The organism is Mycolicibacterium sp. Y3 (genome assembly GCF_051188035.1).
Taxonomy (GTDB): domain Bacteria; phylum Actinomycetota; class Actinomycetes; order Mycobacteriales; family Mycobacteriaceae; genus Mycobacterium; species Mycobacterium fluoranthenivorans.
This window is the reverse complement of the sequence record NZ_JAVQLT010000001.1, coordinates 4,644,151-4,659,821: the sequence shown is the minus strand read 5'-3', so window position 1 is coordinate 4,659,821 and position 15,671 is coordinate 4,644,151. Positions and strand designations below refer to the sequence as shown.

The following is a 15,671-nucleotide window of genomic DNA, read 5'->3' as shown; positions in this document are numbered from 1 at the left end:
CCCATCCTGGCCCAGCACTCCCGTGCCGGCGGAATCCCGCCCCCGCCGATACGGGGGCGGGATTCCGGTGCGGTCTTGCTACTTCTTCTTGGGCGAAACCAGTGCGTCAGCTGGGTCGGGAGCGCCTTCACGATCACGCACCACCCGGTAGGCGATGTACCCGACACTCAAGGTCAGTGCGACGAAGATCACCGCGAAGTACTGCAGGAACCACGAGTCGCCGGCCGGGTTGTAGACCTCCTGACGGGGCCAGCCGATGTTGACCACCAGCAGCCCGCCCATCACCACCGCGACCAGGTTCACCGGGATGCCCCAGCGGCCCAGATCCATCACCGGTTTGCCATGGGACAGGCTGGTGCCCCGCAGCCGGTGGATCAACGCCGGCACGGTCACCATCAGGTAGGCCAGATAGACGATCACCACCGAGACCGACGCGATGGCCGCGAACACACTCGCCTGCCCCAGGTTGACCAGCAGAACGCCGATGGCCAGCAGGCTGACCGCCACCCCGGTGATCACGGGGGTGCCGGTGCGCTTGTTCACCTTGGCCAGGAACGCGCCGAACGGCAGCCGGTTGTCGCGGGCCATGGAGAACATCACCCGGGAGGCGGAGGCCTGGATGGCCAGCGTGGCGGAGAACATGGCGACGGCGACCAGTCCCAGCAGGGTCTTGCCCAGCCAGGTGTCGAGCTGGCTCTCGATGACCCAGGCCATACCGCCGGTGGCGAGGTCGTCACCGAGTGCGGGAGCCGACATGAGGGCCGCGACGATCATCAGCCCACCGCCGACGAACGACACCAGCAGGGCGTTCACGATCGCTTTCGGGGCGGTGCGTCGCGGGTCCTTGGTCTCCTCGGAAAGCTCTGCGGCGCTGTCGAATCCGTACATCACGTAGGCGGCCATCAACATCGAGGCCAGAAAGGCCGGCAGGTAACCGATACCGGAGCCGTGGCCGCCGGTGTCGGCGACGGCCTGGACGGGACTGCGCTCGGCGGTGAAGAACATGGCGCCGATGATCAGGATGACGCCGATGATCTCCAGGGTGACGCCGGTGACGGTGATGCGCGCCATGAACCGCACCCCGGCCGCGCTGATGATGGTGCACAGCACGATCGTGACCGCGCCCAGGATGATGCCGTTGGTGGCCCCGTCCACCGACAGGGGATCCATATCGGTGCCGACGATCTGGAATCCGCTCCAGATCGGCGGGAGCACCGTCTGCATGGCGATGGCCAGCGCGGCGATCGACACGATGTAGCCGATCAGCATGAACCAGCCTGCGAACCAGCCCACGGCGTTACCGGCGAGCCGCCGCGACCACTGGTAGATGGCGCCGGCAACCGGGAACTTGCCGGACAGTTCGGCGAAGACGAGGCACACGCAGAACTGACAGATGAACACGATGGGCCAGGTGAAGAAGAACGCCGGCCCGCCGAGTGCGAAACCGAGCGGGAAGAACGCGAACACGGTGGTGAGGATCGACACGAAGGAGAAGCCCGAGGCGAAAGCGGCGTAACCGCCGATGCCGCGGTGCAACTCCTGCGTATAGCCGAGCTCCTCCAGGGTGGCGGCGTCCTCCTGTGAGGAGATCGCCGGATCGAAGGTGGCGGACATACGGTGCTCCTGGGGTGAGGGAAAGCTGGATGGAATAACTATCGTGCGATAGAAATTAGCTTGTGTTTTTGATCCGCGCATTTCGAAGCTGTCACATCTGTGTGACCTGCACCGGGGGAGCAAGCGAGTGACAATCGAGTCCGTGCCTCCAGAAAGTCCCGACACCCCCGCCGGTCACGGTATCGCCGCAGCCCTCGGAGTCATCGATGCAGCAGGTGACGAGGCCGCGTTGCGTGCGGGTGTCAGTCAGGCCCGGCAGGCCGTGACCGCGGAGCTGGCGGCGCACACGCCGGCTCCGGCCCTGGCCGCGGGCTGGTCGGAGGTGTTGCGCGGCGGCGTCGCGGCAGCGGTCCGGTTGACAGCGATCGACGGTGCCCCGGACTGGAGCTGGTTCGTCTCCGGCAGCGTTGCGCGCGGTGAGGCCGCGCCCGGTTCCGATGTCGAGACCATGGTCGCCCTGTCCGACGCCGTCTCCGACGAGCGCAAGGTCGCTCTGATGGCGCGGGCCGCCGAGGTGCACGCGCTGCTGGAACGCTGCGGCATCCAGGGCGACGGCAACGGGGTACTGGCCAGCCGGCCGCGGTTCTGCCGCCGGATGGCCAGCTGGACCGACGGCATCGAACGCTGGGCGGCCGACCCGCGCGAGGACCGCGGGGTGGTGATGACCGGACTGATGGCCGACGCGGTCGGGGTGGGACTGGCCGACGCGGCCGTGGTGGGACGGCACCCTGGAATCGCCGAGGATGTACTGCGCGCCCACGCGGTCGAGGCGGCGCGGCGCCACTACCCGGCCCGCCAAGCGATGCTCGACGACGCCACCACCCTGCGCGCCGGTTTCCCGTCCCGGCTGCGCATCTTCTCCCGGCACGCCGACACCGTCGACATGAAGGCGGCGATGGTGGATCCGGTGGTGAAGATCGCCCGCTGGGCCGGCCTGTCTGCGGGATCGGTGGCAGTGTCCACCCTCGGTCGCCTGGACGCCGCGGGTGCGGCCAATATCCTTGATGTCGAGGATGTTTCGACCCTGCATGAGTGCTTCCTGTGGCTGACCCGGTTCCGCTGGCGGTTGCGGGCCGGTCCCTGGCTGCAGGGCAGGCCGGTGTCGGACGTGGTCACCCTGGCCGACATCGCCCCGCACGAACGGGCGGTTCTGCGGGGCGTGCACCGCGAGGTGGCAGGGATCAGCCGCAAGCTCACCTTCCTGGCGTCGACGTCGGCGTTCCGGTAGTGGAAGGCGGCGCGGTGCGCCAGACCGTCGCCGCGCAGCGGCTGGAGGGCTGGCGGCCCACCGATGAGCAGCTGGCCGACCTGGGTCGGCTGGCGCGTGCCGAGCTGAGTTTCGGGGAGTATCTGGCCGGCTACCGGGCCCGGTATCCACCGCCCGCGCCGGCACCGCGGCGCTGGGTGCTGCGACGTCGTATCCCGTACCTGATTCCGGGAACGACGTTGTTGCGCAACAATTTCGGTGTCACCGAGCCGTCGGCGTTGATCGAGCTGGAATTCACCGCGACCGCGGGCCGTATCCTCGGGTGGCAGCAGCGGCTCGCCGCCGGGCAGGTCGGCACCGGCGATCTCGATGCGCGGGTGATCCACCAGCAGGTGTTCGGTGACGTGTACGCATGGGCAGGGGAGTACCGGATCACCGAACTGCGCCGCGGTGACGTGGCCTTCGGATGGCAGGCCGATATCGGCGCCCGGATGGACGAGATCACCGAGCACGCGCGCGCGTTGGTGACCGACCGGCCGCCCGACGCGCCGGCGCTGGCCTATGAGCTGTCCCGGCTCTATGCCGACTACAACCAGGTGCACCCCTTCCGCGAGGGCAACGGCCGCACCGGGACCCTGCTGCTGCACACCGTGGCGGCCCAGTGCGGGTATCCGCTGGACCTCTCCGGAATCACCCGCGCCGACTGGTACAGCGCATCGGCGGACAGCATGCCGTTCCGCCGGGACGGGCGAGCCAACCACCGGCCGTTCATCCCGCTGCTGGTGCGCGCGGTCGGCGACCCGTAAAAGGGTTGCGCGGACCCCGAACCTGCGGCTAACCTCGCCCACGTGCATCGCATTGTCGTAGTAGCTCTCCGCAGCGGGGTCTGATCCAGACCGACCCCCCGCTGTGGGTCGCACGCTACTACCCGTCGGTCGCTCCCGAAGAGCCGAAAGACCGAGACCATGCACACCACCACCCTCACCGGCCCCCGCTTCGCCGACTTCTTCGACACCCCGCTGCCGCGCGGCCTGCGCGAGCTGGCCGGCGACATGTCCTGGGATGACGTCGCCGCCACCTTCTCGGGTGCCGGACCGCTGGGTCTGGACGACCGAACCGCCGCGGCCCTGGCATCCGCGCCCGCCCCGCTCGCCGCTCTGACCGCCCGGCTCTACGAGCAGGGCTGCGCCGTCGAGATGCTCAACTTCCACCAGCTGCGCGCCGGCGGGCAGACCGCCACCTTCATCCGTGGCACCGACGGCGCCCGCACCGAATGGGCGATCGGCTGGTCGGAGTCGCCGACCGAATCCGCGTTGCGCGCGTTCGTCGCCTGCGCGAACCGACTCTCATAACGCCGAAAGGCCGGTTATGGCACGCATTTTCGTGAAACGTGTGCCATAACCGGCCAGTCGAGACCGCTCAGCGAATGGGGCGGAGCACGATCGGCATACCGTCGATCGGCACGGGCATGCCGCCATAGTCGTAGTGCGGCTTGTACCCGGGGTGGGTCAGCTCGAGGCGGTAGCGGCGCAGCAGGCGGTGCATGACGGTCTTGATCTCCAGCTGGCCGAAGACCATGCCGATGCACTTGTGCGCACCCCCGCCGAACGGCGCGAACGCGTACCGGTGCCCCTTGTGCTCATTGCGCGGCTCGGTGAAGCGGTCGGGATCGAACTTCTCCGGGTTGGTCCACAGCTCTTCGAGCCGGTGGTTCATCGACGGCCAGGTCATCACGTTGGTCCCGGCCGGTAGGTAGTACCCCAGCAGATCGGTGTCACGCACGGTCTGGCGGAAGTTGAACGGCAGCGGGGTCTGCATCCGCAGGGCCTCGTTGATCACCAGATCGTAGGTTTCCAGCTTCTCCAGCGCCTCGATGTCCAGCGGGCCGTCCCCGATCCGCTCGGACTCCTCCCGGCAGCGCTCCTGCCACTCCTGGTTGGCGGCCAGGTGATACGCCATCGTGGTCAGTGTGGACGTCGAGGTGTCGTGGGCTGCCATCATCAGGAAGATCATGTGGCTGACGATGTCCTCGTCGGTGAACCGCTGACCGTCCTCGTCCTCGGCGTGGCACAGCACGCTGAACATGTCGGTGTCGCCCGACGCGCGCTTCTCGGCGAGGCGGCTGTTGAAGTAGTTCTCCAGCGTCTCGCGGGCCTTGATCCCGCGCCACCAGCTCAACGGCGGAACCGGCTTGCGCACGATCGCGTTCCCGGCGCGCGTGGTGGTGGTGAAGGCGTGGTTGACGGTGGTGACCAGTTCCCGGTCGGCACCGGGTTCGTGGCCCATGAACACCACCGAGGCGATGTCCAGCGTCAACTCCTTGACCGCGGGAAAGAACAGGAACCGCTTGTCGTTGGCCACCCAGTCATTGGCCAGCACGTGGCTTGCCACCGAGTCGATGTGCTCGACGTAGCCGGTGAGCCGGCTGCGGGTGAACGCCTCCTGCATGATCCGGCGGTGGAACATGTGGTCGTCGAAGTCGCGCAGCATCAGGCCGCCCTCGAAGAACGGCCCGATCACCGGATCCCAGGCGCGCTGTGAGAAATCCTTGTTGCGGTTGGAGAACACGGCCTGGGTGGCATCCGGCCCCAGTGCCAGCACCGCGGGCAACACCGGCGAGAACATGTAGTGCACCGGGCCGTATTTGCGGTACAGGTGCAGCAGGAAGTCCGGACCGCCGCGGAACATCTCGATCATGTGCCCGAACACCGGCAGGCCGGCGTCGCCCATGACCGTCTTCAATCCGCTTTCCGGCGGCGCGGGAGCCAGCGGGAACTCATCCCACTCGTGCGCCAGCAACCGCTTCTCGATGGTGCCCATCCCGGGGATGGTCACCGGGGTCGGGGTCATGCGGCGCCTGGCCTGATCGAGAAGATAGGCCGGAGTGCTGATGGCGGGTTTGGTGTTGGTCGACACTGCGGAGCTCCTGAGAAGATCGTCGGGCTAACAGACGTGTGGTCGATGTCACTCGTGGAAGTCATCCTGTATGCCAGACTTGACGCATGTCAAGTTTTGCAATGGCGCGCCGCGATGCAAAGGTCTAATTCATGACTGCACAGCCGGAATCGGTGCCGGATCCGCCGGTCCGTCGCAGCCGGGGGGACCGGCAACGCGATGCCATCGTCGCCGCCGTTCGCGAACTGCTTGAGGAGAAGCCCTTCGCCGATCTGTCGGTGAGCATGATCAGCGAGCGCGCCGGCGTCGCCCGGTCGGGTTTCTACTTCTACTTCGACACCAAATATGCGGTATTGGCCCAGATCCTGGACGAGGCGACGCGCGAACTCGAGGAGCTCACCCAGCATTTCGCGCCCCGCGGACCCGAGGAGACCCCGGCGGCCTTCGCCAAGCGGATGGTCGGCAGCGCCGCGCTGACATTCGCGCACAACGATCCGGTGATGTCGGCCTGCTACGCCGCCCGTGCCACCGACGCCGAGATCCGCCGCATCCAGGACGAGCAGATGCTGACGGTGATCGAACAGATCATCGCGGTGGTCGAGGGCGAGATCGCCGCCGGTAACGCGCATCCGATCTCCGAGGACATCCCGACGCTGATCCGGACCCTCGGCGCCACGACGGTGATGGCGTTCTCGGGTGACCTGCCGTCCCTGGGGCCCGGCAATGACCGGGACCGCATCGTCAGCGTGCTGGAGAAGTTGTGGCTGCATGCCCTGTGGGGCGGTAACACCGTCTGACCGGTACCGCCGGTAGCATCTGGACCATGCCGGATACGTTCGCGGGCAAACGCTGCCTCCTGACAGGGGCGGCGAGCGGTATCGGTCGCGCCACCGCGCTCCGGCTGGCCGCCGACGGCGCCGAATTGTTCCTCACCGACCGGGATGCCGACGGGCTGGCGGTCACCGCCGCCGACGCCGAGGCGCTGGGCGGCAAGGTGCTGCTGCACCGGGTGTTGGACATCTCCGACTTCGACGCGGTCAGCGCCTTCGCCGCCGATATCCACGCCGCGTACGGCTCGATGGACCTGGTGTGCAATATCGCGGGCATCTCCGCGTGGGGCACCGTGTCCACACTGACCCATCAGCACTGGAAGTCGATGATCGACGTCAACCTGATGGGGCCGATCCACGTCATCGAGACATTCCTGCCGCCGATGGTGGCCGCGCGCCGTGGCGGGCATCTGGTCAACGTGTCCTCGGCGGCCGGCATCGTCGCGCTGCCGTGGCACGCCGCCTACAGCGCCAGCAAGTACGGGTTGCGGGGGCTGAGCGAGGTATTGCGCTTCGACCTGGCCCGGCACCGCATCGGGGTGTCGGTGGTGGTGCCGGGTGCGGTGAAAACTCCTCTGGTGCAGACGGTTCAGATCGCCGGGGTGGACCGTGACCATCCTCGGGTGGCGAAATGGGTGGACCGCTTCTCCGGGCATGCGGTGTCCCCGGAGCACGCCGCCGCCAAGATCCTGCAGGGGGTGGCGCGCAACCGGTTCCTGATCTACACCTCGACCGATATCCGGGCGCTGTACTTGTTCAAGCGGCTCGCGTGGTGGCCCTACAGCGTGGCCATGAGACGGGCGAACCTGTTGTTCACGCGGGCCCTGCGGCCGGGCCGGTTAACCGACCACGACTGATGCCCGGGGCGTGGGCCGTGATGACGAACAGATGGGTCAGCGTTTACCCCAGTCCCAGGCCGGCGCGGTGAGCAGGGTCTGGCCTTGGACCCGGGTCTCGCCCCACTCCTTGTACAGCGCCACTTCCGAATCCGCGGTCAGCCGCTGCACCAATGCGGCGGCATGGGTGATGACGACGACCTGCGTGCGGGTGGCGGCGGAGCGGATCATCTCCGCCAGCGGTGCGACGAGATCAGGATGCAGGGAGGTCTCGGGCTCGTTGAGCACCATCAGCGAAGGCGGCCGTGGCGATGTCAACGCCGCACCCCAGAGCAGGAATCGCAGTGTGCCGTCGGATAATTCGGCCGCCCGCAGCGGGCGCAACATGCCTTGCTGGTGCAGGTGAAGCTCGAACAGTCCGTCGTGGACGGCGACGGAGATGGTGGCCCCGTCGAAGGCGTCGGCCACCGCCCGGGCCAGATCGTCCTGGCCGACCTCCAGGATGGTCTGCACGGCGGCGGCCAGATCGGTGCCGTCGTCGGAGAGTACCGGGGTGCGGGTCCCGATCTGGGGCCGTCGCGCAGGCGCGGCGGCGTCCACCCGGAAGCCGTCGTAGAAGCGCCAGCTGCGCAGCCTTTCTCGGACGGCCGCCAGCTCGGGATGTGTTCCCGGATGCGCGAATTCGGACAACACGCTGTGGTAGCCGGGTAGTCCGCGGGTCAACGGGTCGAAGCCGCGGCCGGACTCCGCGCTCACTTCGGCGTACTCACCGGCACGCCGGATCAGGACGGCACTGCGCCGGGCGACGGGCCCGGCGAACACCGCCTCGCGTTTGATCTCCGGATCGCGGGCGAAGGCGGAGCTCGGCCCGGCGTACTGCGGCAGGCCGAGGTCGATCAGATAGCCGAAATCATCCGAAGCGAACCCGAGTTCCAGTGCTACCGGGCGGGTACGGGTGGTGCCGGTGCTCTCGCCGGTGCGACGGGCGCCCGAGGTCTGTTCGGGTCCGGCCCAGAGCACCGACTCCAGTCCGCCCTCGCGGGCCAGTGAACCGATCACCGCGCCGCGGCCGCAGTCGGCCAGCAGGCGCAGCGCCCGGTACACCGAGGATTTTCCGGTGCCGTTGGCGCCGGTGATGACCGTCAACTGACCCAGGGGCAGCGCGATATCGCGCAGCGACCGGTAGCCGCGGACCGCGATGGTGCTCAGCACGGCATCTCCAATTCCAGCCGTACCCCGAGCAGGCGGATGGGGCGGTCCAGGTCGAACTCGCCGAGCAGTTCCAGCGCCGTCGCGGCGATGGGGCCGGGGTCGGTGCCGGCGACGGCCAGCTTGCGAATCTTGGTGCGGGTGAAGAAGGTGTTGGTTCGCACCGTGACCGCGACCCGGGTGACGGTGCGTCCGGCCTCGACGACTTCGGTGAGGGTGCGCTGCGCCAGTTCGGTGACGGCGGTGTCCATCTCGGCGCGGTCGACGAGATCGTGCGGGAAGGTCACCACATGACTGCGTGAGCGGGGCACCCACGGTTGGGTGCTGACGGTGTCGTCGCCACCACCTTTGGCCAGCAGCAGGATCCAGAGTCCGGTGCTGGGCCCGAAGGCGGCGACGAGGGTGGTCGCGTCCGTGGACGCCAGGTCGGCGACGGTGGTGATACCCAGGGTGGCAAGCTTTTTCGACGTCTTGGGCCCGACACCCCAGAGGGCGTCGACCGGGCGGTCGCCCATCACGGTCATCCAGTTGGCGTCGGTGAGCTGGTACACGCCGGCCGGCTTGCCGAAACCGGTGGCCACCTTGGCACGTTGCTTGTTGTCGCTGATGCCGACCGAACAGGACAGGCCGGTCTCGGCGGCGATCACCGTACGGATCCGCTCGGCCAGGTCGAACGGATCGTCCACGGCGGCTGCGAGGTACGCCTCGTCCCAGCCCCACACCTCGAGGGGATGGCCGAGATCGCGCAGCAGGCCCATCACCTGTTCGGAGGCCTCGTCATAGGCGGCCGGATCCGACGGCAGGAAGGTGGCGTCGGGGCATTTCCGGGCCGCGGTGCGCAGGGGCATGCCGGCGTGCACGCCGACCTCGCGGGCCTCATATGAGGCGCAGGTGACCACTTTGCGGGGTTCGGTCGGATCGCCCGAGCCGCCGACGATCACCGGCAGGCCGGCGAGTTCGGGGTGGCGTCGCAATTCGACCGAGGCCAGGAACTGGTCCAGGTCGACGTGCAGAATCCAGGGTTTCACGTGCCACAGAGTTTGCGGGCCACGCACTCCCACGCATCGCCGAGGCGGTCCAGGTCCTGGCCACGGTCATGGATCTGGTGTTCGACGTAGTCGGCGTCCAGCAGCGCCAGGAGCGCATCCGCTTGGGCATCGAGATCGCCTGTGGTTCCCGCGGATTCGAGCAGCATGCGAACGTGCGTATGGTGCAGCGTGGCGGGGGAGTTGAAGCGCATCTGCGGGTCGCGGTTGGCATCCGAGAGCAGCGCGTGGTGCGTGCGCACGAACCGCAGCCGTTCCCGGCCGTAGGCGAGCAGGCGTGTCAATGGTGGGGCCCCGGGGCCCAGCGGGGGTGGGCCGAACATGAAGGATTGTTGTTCGGCTTTCTCGTCCTCGTCGAGCAGGACGATCATCAGGCCGGCCCGACTGCCGAAGCGCCGGAACAGGGTGCCCTTGCCGACCCCGGCCGCGGCGGCGACATCGTCCATCGACATCCCGTCGGCACCGCGTTCTGCGATGAGCCGCCGTGCCGCGTCCAGTAGGAGGGCGCGATTGCGCGCGGCATCACCCCGTTCTTGCGGGGCGGCGCCGGTCAACGGCAACGCGATGAGAGGGTCAGGGGCGCCCATACCTGCACTTTAACTCAGCCGGAATTATTCGGACCACAGTCCGGTTAAGGTATGTGACGATACGAACGACCGTACAGACTGGGGAGTGAAAATGTCGGATACCAAGGTTCTGGTTCTGCTGGGCAGCCTGCGTGCCGCGTCGGTGAACCGCCAACTCGCCGAGCTGGCCGTGGAGTCCGCGCCGGACGGGGTGGACGTGCGCCTTTACGAGGGGCTCGGGGAGCTGCCGCACTACAACGAGGACATCGACAACGAGGATGCGCCGGCTTCGGTGGTGGCGCTGCGTGAGGCTGCGGCCGGTGTCGATGCCGCCCTGGTGGTCACGCCCGAGTACAACGGCAGCATCCCGGGCGTACTCAAGAACGCCATCGACTGGCTGTCCCGCCCGTTCGGCAGTGGCGCGCTCAAGGACAAGCCGCTGGCCGTGATCGGCACCGCATTTGGGCAGTACGGCGGCGTGTGGGCGCACGACGAGACCCGTAAATCGTTCGGGATCGCGGGCCCGCGGGTGATCGAGGAGAAACTGTCGATCCCGGCGAAGGTGTTCGACGGTAAGCACCCCCGCGAGAACGCCGACGTGGTGGCCAATGTGCGCGATGTGGTGGGCAAGCTGGCCGCTGAGGTCGGCTGACCCAGTTCGCCATCCCGCCACCGGCCCCTCGTCGAGGCAATAGACTGCCGTCTCGAGGGGCCGTCGCATTCGGCTCGGCTCCCAAGCGTGGGATGTTGACGTGCGACATTCACAGGACCGGCCGACCACAATCCTGGCGTACACCTCTCCGGCGCTGGGCAATCTGTACCCGATTGTCGCGCTGCTGACGGAGCTGCGCCGGCGCGGCCACCGGATCGTGCTCCGCACCCTGACCGCCGGCGTGCCGATCGGCACAGCCGCGGGTTTGGACACCGCGGCCGTCGATCCCGGAATCGAAGCGGTCGCGATGACCGACTGGACGGCGCGCACCGGGCTGGGAGCTCTTCGGCGCGGATTCGAGGTCTTCGCCGAACGCGCGGCGCTCGAGGTGGAGGATGTGCGCCGGGCCATCGAGGCCGTGTCGCCGGATGCCGTCATCCTCGACACGAATTGTTGGGGTGCCCCGGTGGCCACCGAAGCCGCGGCGCTGCCCTGGGCGACGTTCTGGCCCTACCCGCCCTATCTGTCGTCGCGGACCAGTCCGCCCTTCGGGCCCGGGCTGGCGCCGAGATCGGGAGTGCTGGGCCGCTGGCGTGACGCCGCGGTGGGCGCGATGACCCGCCGGCTGCTTGAGCGCGAGATGCTGGAGCCGGTGAATCGACTGCACCGGTTGCTCGGCACCACACCGCTCACCTCCGGCGACGACTTCGTGCTGCGTGCGCCGCTGGTGCTGGTGGGCACCGCAGAGCCGTTCGAGTACCCGCATCCCGACTGGGACGAGCGCGTCGTCCTGATCGGTCCGTGCGAGCATCGATCCGCCGGCCCACCCACCGAGGTCTTTCCCGGACCGACAGTCTTGGTGACCACATCCTCGGAACGCCAGGGTGACGACGCCTTGCCGGTCACGGCCCTCGCGGCGTTGGCCGACGAACCGGTACGCGTCGTGGCGACCTTTCCCTGCGGAGTGCCCGCCGGTGTCGACGTTCCTGCCAACGCCACCGTCCGCCGTTTCGTCGACCACGGGGCCGTGCTCGACCACGCGGTGTGTGCCATCACCCACGGCGGTATGGGCGTCACCCAGAAGGCCCTCGCCCGCGGGGTTCCGGTGTGTGTGGTGCCCTACGGCCGCGACCAGTTCGAGGTGGCGCGCCGGGTCCAGGTGGCCGGGTGCGGCAGCCGGCTGTCGGCCCACCGGCTCAACCCGTCCCGATTGCGAGCGGCCGTCGCGGAGGCGATGGCGATGCGCGCGGGCGCCGAGCGGGTGGCCGCCGGGTTCGCCGCGGCCGGTGGCGTCAGGCGTGGAGCGGACCTCGTGGAGCGGCGGCTACTCGACGTCACCGCGGCGGAGGGATGAGGGGTGGGCGCGGCCTGTGCGCAGTGCGGGACCGCGCCGCGTGCGGGCGCGAGATTCTGTGACGCCTGCGGCACCCCGATCACCCCGGTGTTTCATCACCCCGAGTTCAAACAGGTCACCGTGTTGTTCGCCGATGTGGTCCGGTCGATGGACCTGGCGGCGGCACTGGGCACCGAACGCCTGCGCGAGGTGATGAGCGAACTGTTCCGTCGATCCCGTTGTGTCGTCCAGCATTTCGGGGGTTCGGTCGACTTCACCGGAGACGGCATCATGGCCACCTTCGGTGCACCGATCGCCCTCGAGGACCACGCCGTCCGGGCCTGTCTGGCCGCGCTGGACCTACAGACGGAGGCCGCCGCGCTGGCCGCCGAACTGCACGGGCGTGACGGGGTCCGGCTGAAACTGCGGGTGGGACTGAACTCCGGGCAGGTGATCACCGGCGATATCGGTGCCGGTCCGGGTAATTACACCGTCATCGGCGCTCACGTGGGGATGGCGCAACGGATGGAGGCAGCGGCCCCGCCTGGCGGCGTGCTGCTCAGCGGCTCGACGGCGCACCTCGTCGAGGGCATCGTCGAACTGGGCGCACCAGAGCAGTTGCGTGTCAAGAACTCCGAGGTGCCGGTACCGGCGCGACGGCTGCTGTCCGCCGGGGCGAGCGTCGCGGCCGGCGTGCGGTCGCAGTCCACGCTGGTGGGGCGCGAGGCGGAGGTGCGCGCGTTGAGCAGGCATCTGGATGCGGCGCTGACCGGTGCGGGCACCGTCGTGGGTGTGGTCGGCGCACCGGGCATCGGTAAGAGCCGGCTGGTGGCCGAGGTGCTCAGGCGCGGCGCGGCCCGCGGTGTCGGTGTGGTCTCCACGGTCTGCGAATCACATGCCCACGACGTTCCGTTCCATGCGGCGGCGCGACTGTTCCGCAGCCTCACCGGGGTGGAGAACCTGCAGGGCCACGCCGCGCGCGACCACGTCCGCAGACAGCTTCCCGCGGCGGATCCGGCCGACCTGGTGCTGCTGGACGACCTGCTGGGTATCGCCGAACCCGGGATCGACGTGCCCGTCATCGATCCTGATGCGCGCAGGCGTCGCGTATCGGCATTGCTGACCTGTGCGTCAGCCGTCCGGAGCGCCCCGGATGTGTACGTCGTCGAGGATGCGCACTGGATGGACGAGGCCAGTGAGTCGACCATCGCCGACTTCCTGTCGGCACTCACCGGGTCGATGGTGTTGATCACCTATCGGCCCGAGTATCACGGCAAGCTGGTCCAGATCACCTCGCTTGACGCGATCACGCTTGGTCCGCTGGATGATTCGCAGGCCTCAGTGCTGATCGGCGAACTCGTGGGTACCGATCCGTCGGTGCGATCGCTGGCCGCCGAGATCGCCGAGCACGCGGCGGGTAATCCTTTCTTCGCCGAGGAGATCGTGCGCGATCTCGCCGAACGGGGTGTCCTGCAGGGCAATCCGGGATCGTTCGTGGCCGGTGCCGATGCCACCGTGACGGGTGTGCCCCCGACGTTGCAGGCCACCATCGCCGCGCGCATCGACAGGCTCGGCGATGCGCCCAAGGACGCACTGAACGCGGCGGCGGTCATCGGGACGCGGTTCTCCGGTGATCTGCTGGCCGGGCTGGTCGAACGGTTGTGTGTCGAGGAATTGCTCGAAGCCGACATGATCGAGAAGGTGGATGGCGACGGCGGTGTCGAATACGGCTTCCGTCATCCGTTGATCCGGACGGTCGCCTATGAGTCGCAGTTGCGTTCGGAGCGTGTCCGACTGCACCGTCAGCTGGCCGCGACGATCGAGCGGGACGGGCCCGGCACCCCGGATGCGAATGCTGCGTTGATCGCGACGCACCACGAGGGCGCCGGCGACCTGGCCGCCGCATTCGGCTGGCAGATGCGGGCGGGAAACCGGTTGGCGCTGCGCGATATCGATGCCGCCCGGGCCAGTTGGCGACGTGCCGCGCGGTTGGCGGGGCGGCTTCCGGTCGACACCCCGGATCGGCTGCCCATGCTGATCGACGTCGGGACGGCGTTGTGTGGCACTGCCTGGCGCATCGGACTTGCGGAGGCGGAGCAGAACTTCGACGAGCTCCGCAGACTGTGTGCCGAGCATGATGACCGGCGATCGTTGGCCATCGGGATGTCGGGCTACATGATGGCCCTGACCATGCACAATCATCCTCGGGTGGCCTCCGAGCTCGCCTCCGAACTGCGGCGGTTGCTCGAGAGCATCGACGACACCGCTCTGGCGGTGGCGGCGTCGTTCGGCATTCTGGCGGCCAAGTGGGAGACCGGGGAAGTGCGCGACGTCCTCGCGGTGGCGCAGCGCGTCATCGACCACGACACCGAGACGGCCGAGGGCATGAAGTTCGTGAGCTCGCCGCGAGCGCTGGCGATGGCGTTGCGCGGCGTCGCCGGGATGTCGCTGGGCCTGCCGGGGTGGAAGGACGATCTCGACCGTGCCATCGCCACGGCACGTGAGCTCGATCCGCTGATGTATGTGGTCACCAATCTGCACAAGTACGCGCAGATCGGTCTGGGCGCGCTGCAGTCCGGTCCTGATGCGTTGCGCGACACTGCGTCGGCACTGGCTGTGGCCGAACGATCCGGTGACGATTTCACGGTGGTGCACGCACATCTGGCGCGGGGGATCGTGCTGGTGGCCCGGGACGGTGCTGAGCGCCATGCGGGGTATGAGCACCTGCGTCGAGCTCGCGAGGCTGCGCTGCTGGGCTGTGGCAACTCGTCGATCGTCCTGATCGCCGATATCCACCTCGCGCATCAGCGGTACGCGCTCGGTGAGGTGGACGGCGCGGTCGCGCTCGCGTCGGCCACGGTGGACGAACTGTTCGCCCTCGGCTCGGTGGTGTGGCGTGGTCCGGCCACCAGCGTGCTGATCGAGGCGTTGCTCGGCCGTGGCGGTCCCGGCGATCTCGAGGCTGCACGGGCGGGCATCGCGCGGCTGGACGGGGATCCGGTGGACTCCGGGTTCGTCCTGCACGAGGTGACGCTGCGCCGACTGCGGGCTCTGCTCGCGAGGGCCGAGGGTGACGAGGACGGGTACCGGCGGTGGACGGCGGGCTATCTGGCGCTCGCCCGAGCGTGTGATTTCGACGGCCATATCGCCGTGGCGTCGGCGATGGTGTGAGACTCGGCACCCTTTTGCTGCCCGGTCGAGGTGTGCCGGACTTGTCGGTGCCTGGTGATAGACCGGAGCGGTGACCCGACACACCCCGGATGTGATGTGCGACACGCCGGGCGTGTCGCGGTCTGCAGGGCTTACGACCAGGGAATTTCATGAATGTTGTTCAGAACATCTGGTATCTGTTCGGTTTGTCGGACACTAGGTGTAGTGTTTGGCGAACCGACAGACCCCAAGCAGTACGGGTCGGCCGGGGCCCCGGAACCGACGATCGACCGGATGGAATCCGCTGGAATCGGGGCCTTGCGAACCGGAATG

The 15,671-nt window shown here is 68.3% G+C and carries 13 protein-coding genes; 8 read left to right on the top strand and 5 right to left on the bottom strand.

The features are described 5' to 3' along the window. Window positions 1–78: 78 nt before the first annotated feature. The gene (locus QN239_RS22775) at window positions 79–1,614 is read right to left on the bottom strand and encodes an amino acid permease (RefSeq protein ID WP_499013830.1); all 1,536 of its coding nucleotides are present in this window, start codon (window positions 1,612–1,614) and stop codon (window positions 79–81) included. 127 nt (window positions 1,615–1,741) lie between these two features. On the opposite strand from QN239_RS22775, the gene QN239_RS22770 reads away from it, so the two are divergent. The 3 genes from QN239_RS22770 to QN239_RS22760 all read left to right on the top strand — a co-directional run bounded on the left by QN239_RS22770 (window position 1,742) and on the right by QN239_RS22760 (window position 4,173). Then, window positions 1,742–2,842, top strand: a complete 1,101-nt coding sequence (locus QN239_RS22770; RefSeq protein WP_499013828.1) for a putative nucleotidyltransferase substrate binding domain-containing protein — start codon at window positions 1,742–1,744, stop codon at window positions 2,840–2,842. Window positions 2,843–2,856: 14 nt separating this feature from the next. Further along, window positions 2,857–3,627, top strand: a complete 771-nt coding sequence (locus QN239_RS22765) for a Fic family protein (protein WP_499013825.1) — start codon at window positions 2,857–2,859, stop codon at window positions 3,625–3,627. 159 nt (window positions 3,628–3,786) lie between these two features. Continuing rightward, complete coding sequence (locus QN239_RS22760; RefSeq protein WP_499013823.1) at window positions 3,787–4,173, top strand: homocitrate synthase; 387 nt, start codon at window positions 3,787–3,789, stop codon at window positions 4,171–4,173. A 67-nt stretch (window positions 4,174–4,240) separates the two neighbouring features. Here the strand turns inward: QN239_RS22760 and QN239_RS22755 are convergent, their stop codons facing one another. After that, a complete protein-coding gene (locus tag QN239_RS22755) occupies window positions 4,241–5,671 on the bottom strand; it encodes a cytochrome P450 (protein ID WP_499016933.1) in 1,431 nt (476 codons plus the stop codon). A gap of 197 nt (window positions 5,672–5,868) precedes the next feature. Between QN239_RS22755 and QN239_RS22750 the strand changes: the two genes are divergently transcribed. Further along, window positions 5,869–6,513, top strand: coding sequence for a TetR/AcrR family transcriptional regulator (locus QN239_RS22750; protein ID WP_499013821.1), 645 nt, complete (start codon window positions 5,869–5,871; stop codon window positions 6,511–6,513). Between the two features lie 26 nt (window positions 6,514–6,539). Then, entirely contained in the window at window positions 6,540–7,403 is an 864-nt protein-coding gene (locus QN239_RS22745; RefSeq protein WP_499013819.1) for an SDR family oxidoreductase, read from the top strand. A gap of 36 nt (window positions 7,404–7,439) precedes the next feature. Here the strand turns inward: QN239_RS22745 and QN239_RS22740 are convergent, their stop codons facing one another. Genes QN239_RS22740 through QN239_RS22730 form a run of 3 tightly spaced genes read right to left on the bottom strand, consistent with a single transcriptional unit; the run spans window position 7,440 to window position 10,224 of the window. Further along, complete coding sequence (locus QN239_RS22740) at window positions 7,440–8,594, bottom strand: AAA family ATPase (protein ID WP_499013816.1); 1,155 nt, start codon at window positions 8,592–8,594, stop codon at window positions 7,440–7,442. Further along, window positions 8,588–9,619 (bottom strand): DNA polymerase IV, encoded by a 1,032-nt coding sequence (locus QN239_RS22735; RefSeq protein ID WP_499013813.1) that lies wholly within the window; start codon window positions 9,617–9,619, stop codon window positions 8,588–8,590. The genes QN239_RS22740 and QN239_RS22735 overlap by 7 nt, the downstream gene beginning before the upstream one ends. Next, window positions 9,616–10,224, bottom strand: a complete 609-nt coding sequence (locus QN239_RS22730; protein ID WP_499013810.1) for a TetR/AcrR family transcriptional regulator — start codon at window positions 10,222–10,224, stop codon at window positions 9,616–9,618. The genes QN239_RS22735 and QN239_RS22730 overlap by 4 nt, the downstream gene beginning before the upstream one ends. Window positions 10,225–10,315: 91 nt before the next feature. Between QN239_RS22730 and QN239_RS22725 the strand changes: the two genes are divergently transcribed. The 3 genes from QN239_RS22725 to QN239_RS22715 all read left to right on the top strand — a co-directional run bounded on the left by QN239_RS22725 (window position 10,316) and on the right by QN239_RS22715 (window position 15,359). Beyond that, the gene (locus QN239_RS22725; RefSeq protein WP_499013808.1) at window positions 10,316–10,855 is read left to right on the top strand and encodes an NADPH-dependent FMN reductase; all 540 of its coding nucleotides are present in this window, start codon (window positions 10,316–10,318) and stop codon (window positions 10,853–10,855) included. A gap of 100 nt (window positions 10,856–10,955) precedes the next feature. Continuing rightward, on the top strand, window positions 10,956–12,209 hold the full coding sequence (locus QN239_RS22720) for a glycosyltransferase (RefSeq protein WP_499013804.1): 1,254 nt from the start codon (window positions 10,956–10,958) through the stop codon (window positions 12,207–12,209). A gap of 3 nt (window positions 12,210–12,212) precedes the next feature. Beyond that, window positions 12,213–15,359: an ATP-binding protein gene (locus QN239_RS22715; RefSeq protein ID WP_499013802.1), complete on the top strand. Its 3,147-nt coding sequence runs from the start codon at window positions 12,213–12,215 to the stop codon at window positions 15,357–15,359. The last annotated feature ends 312 nt before the right edge of the window (window positions 15,360–15,671 follow it).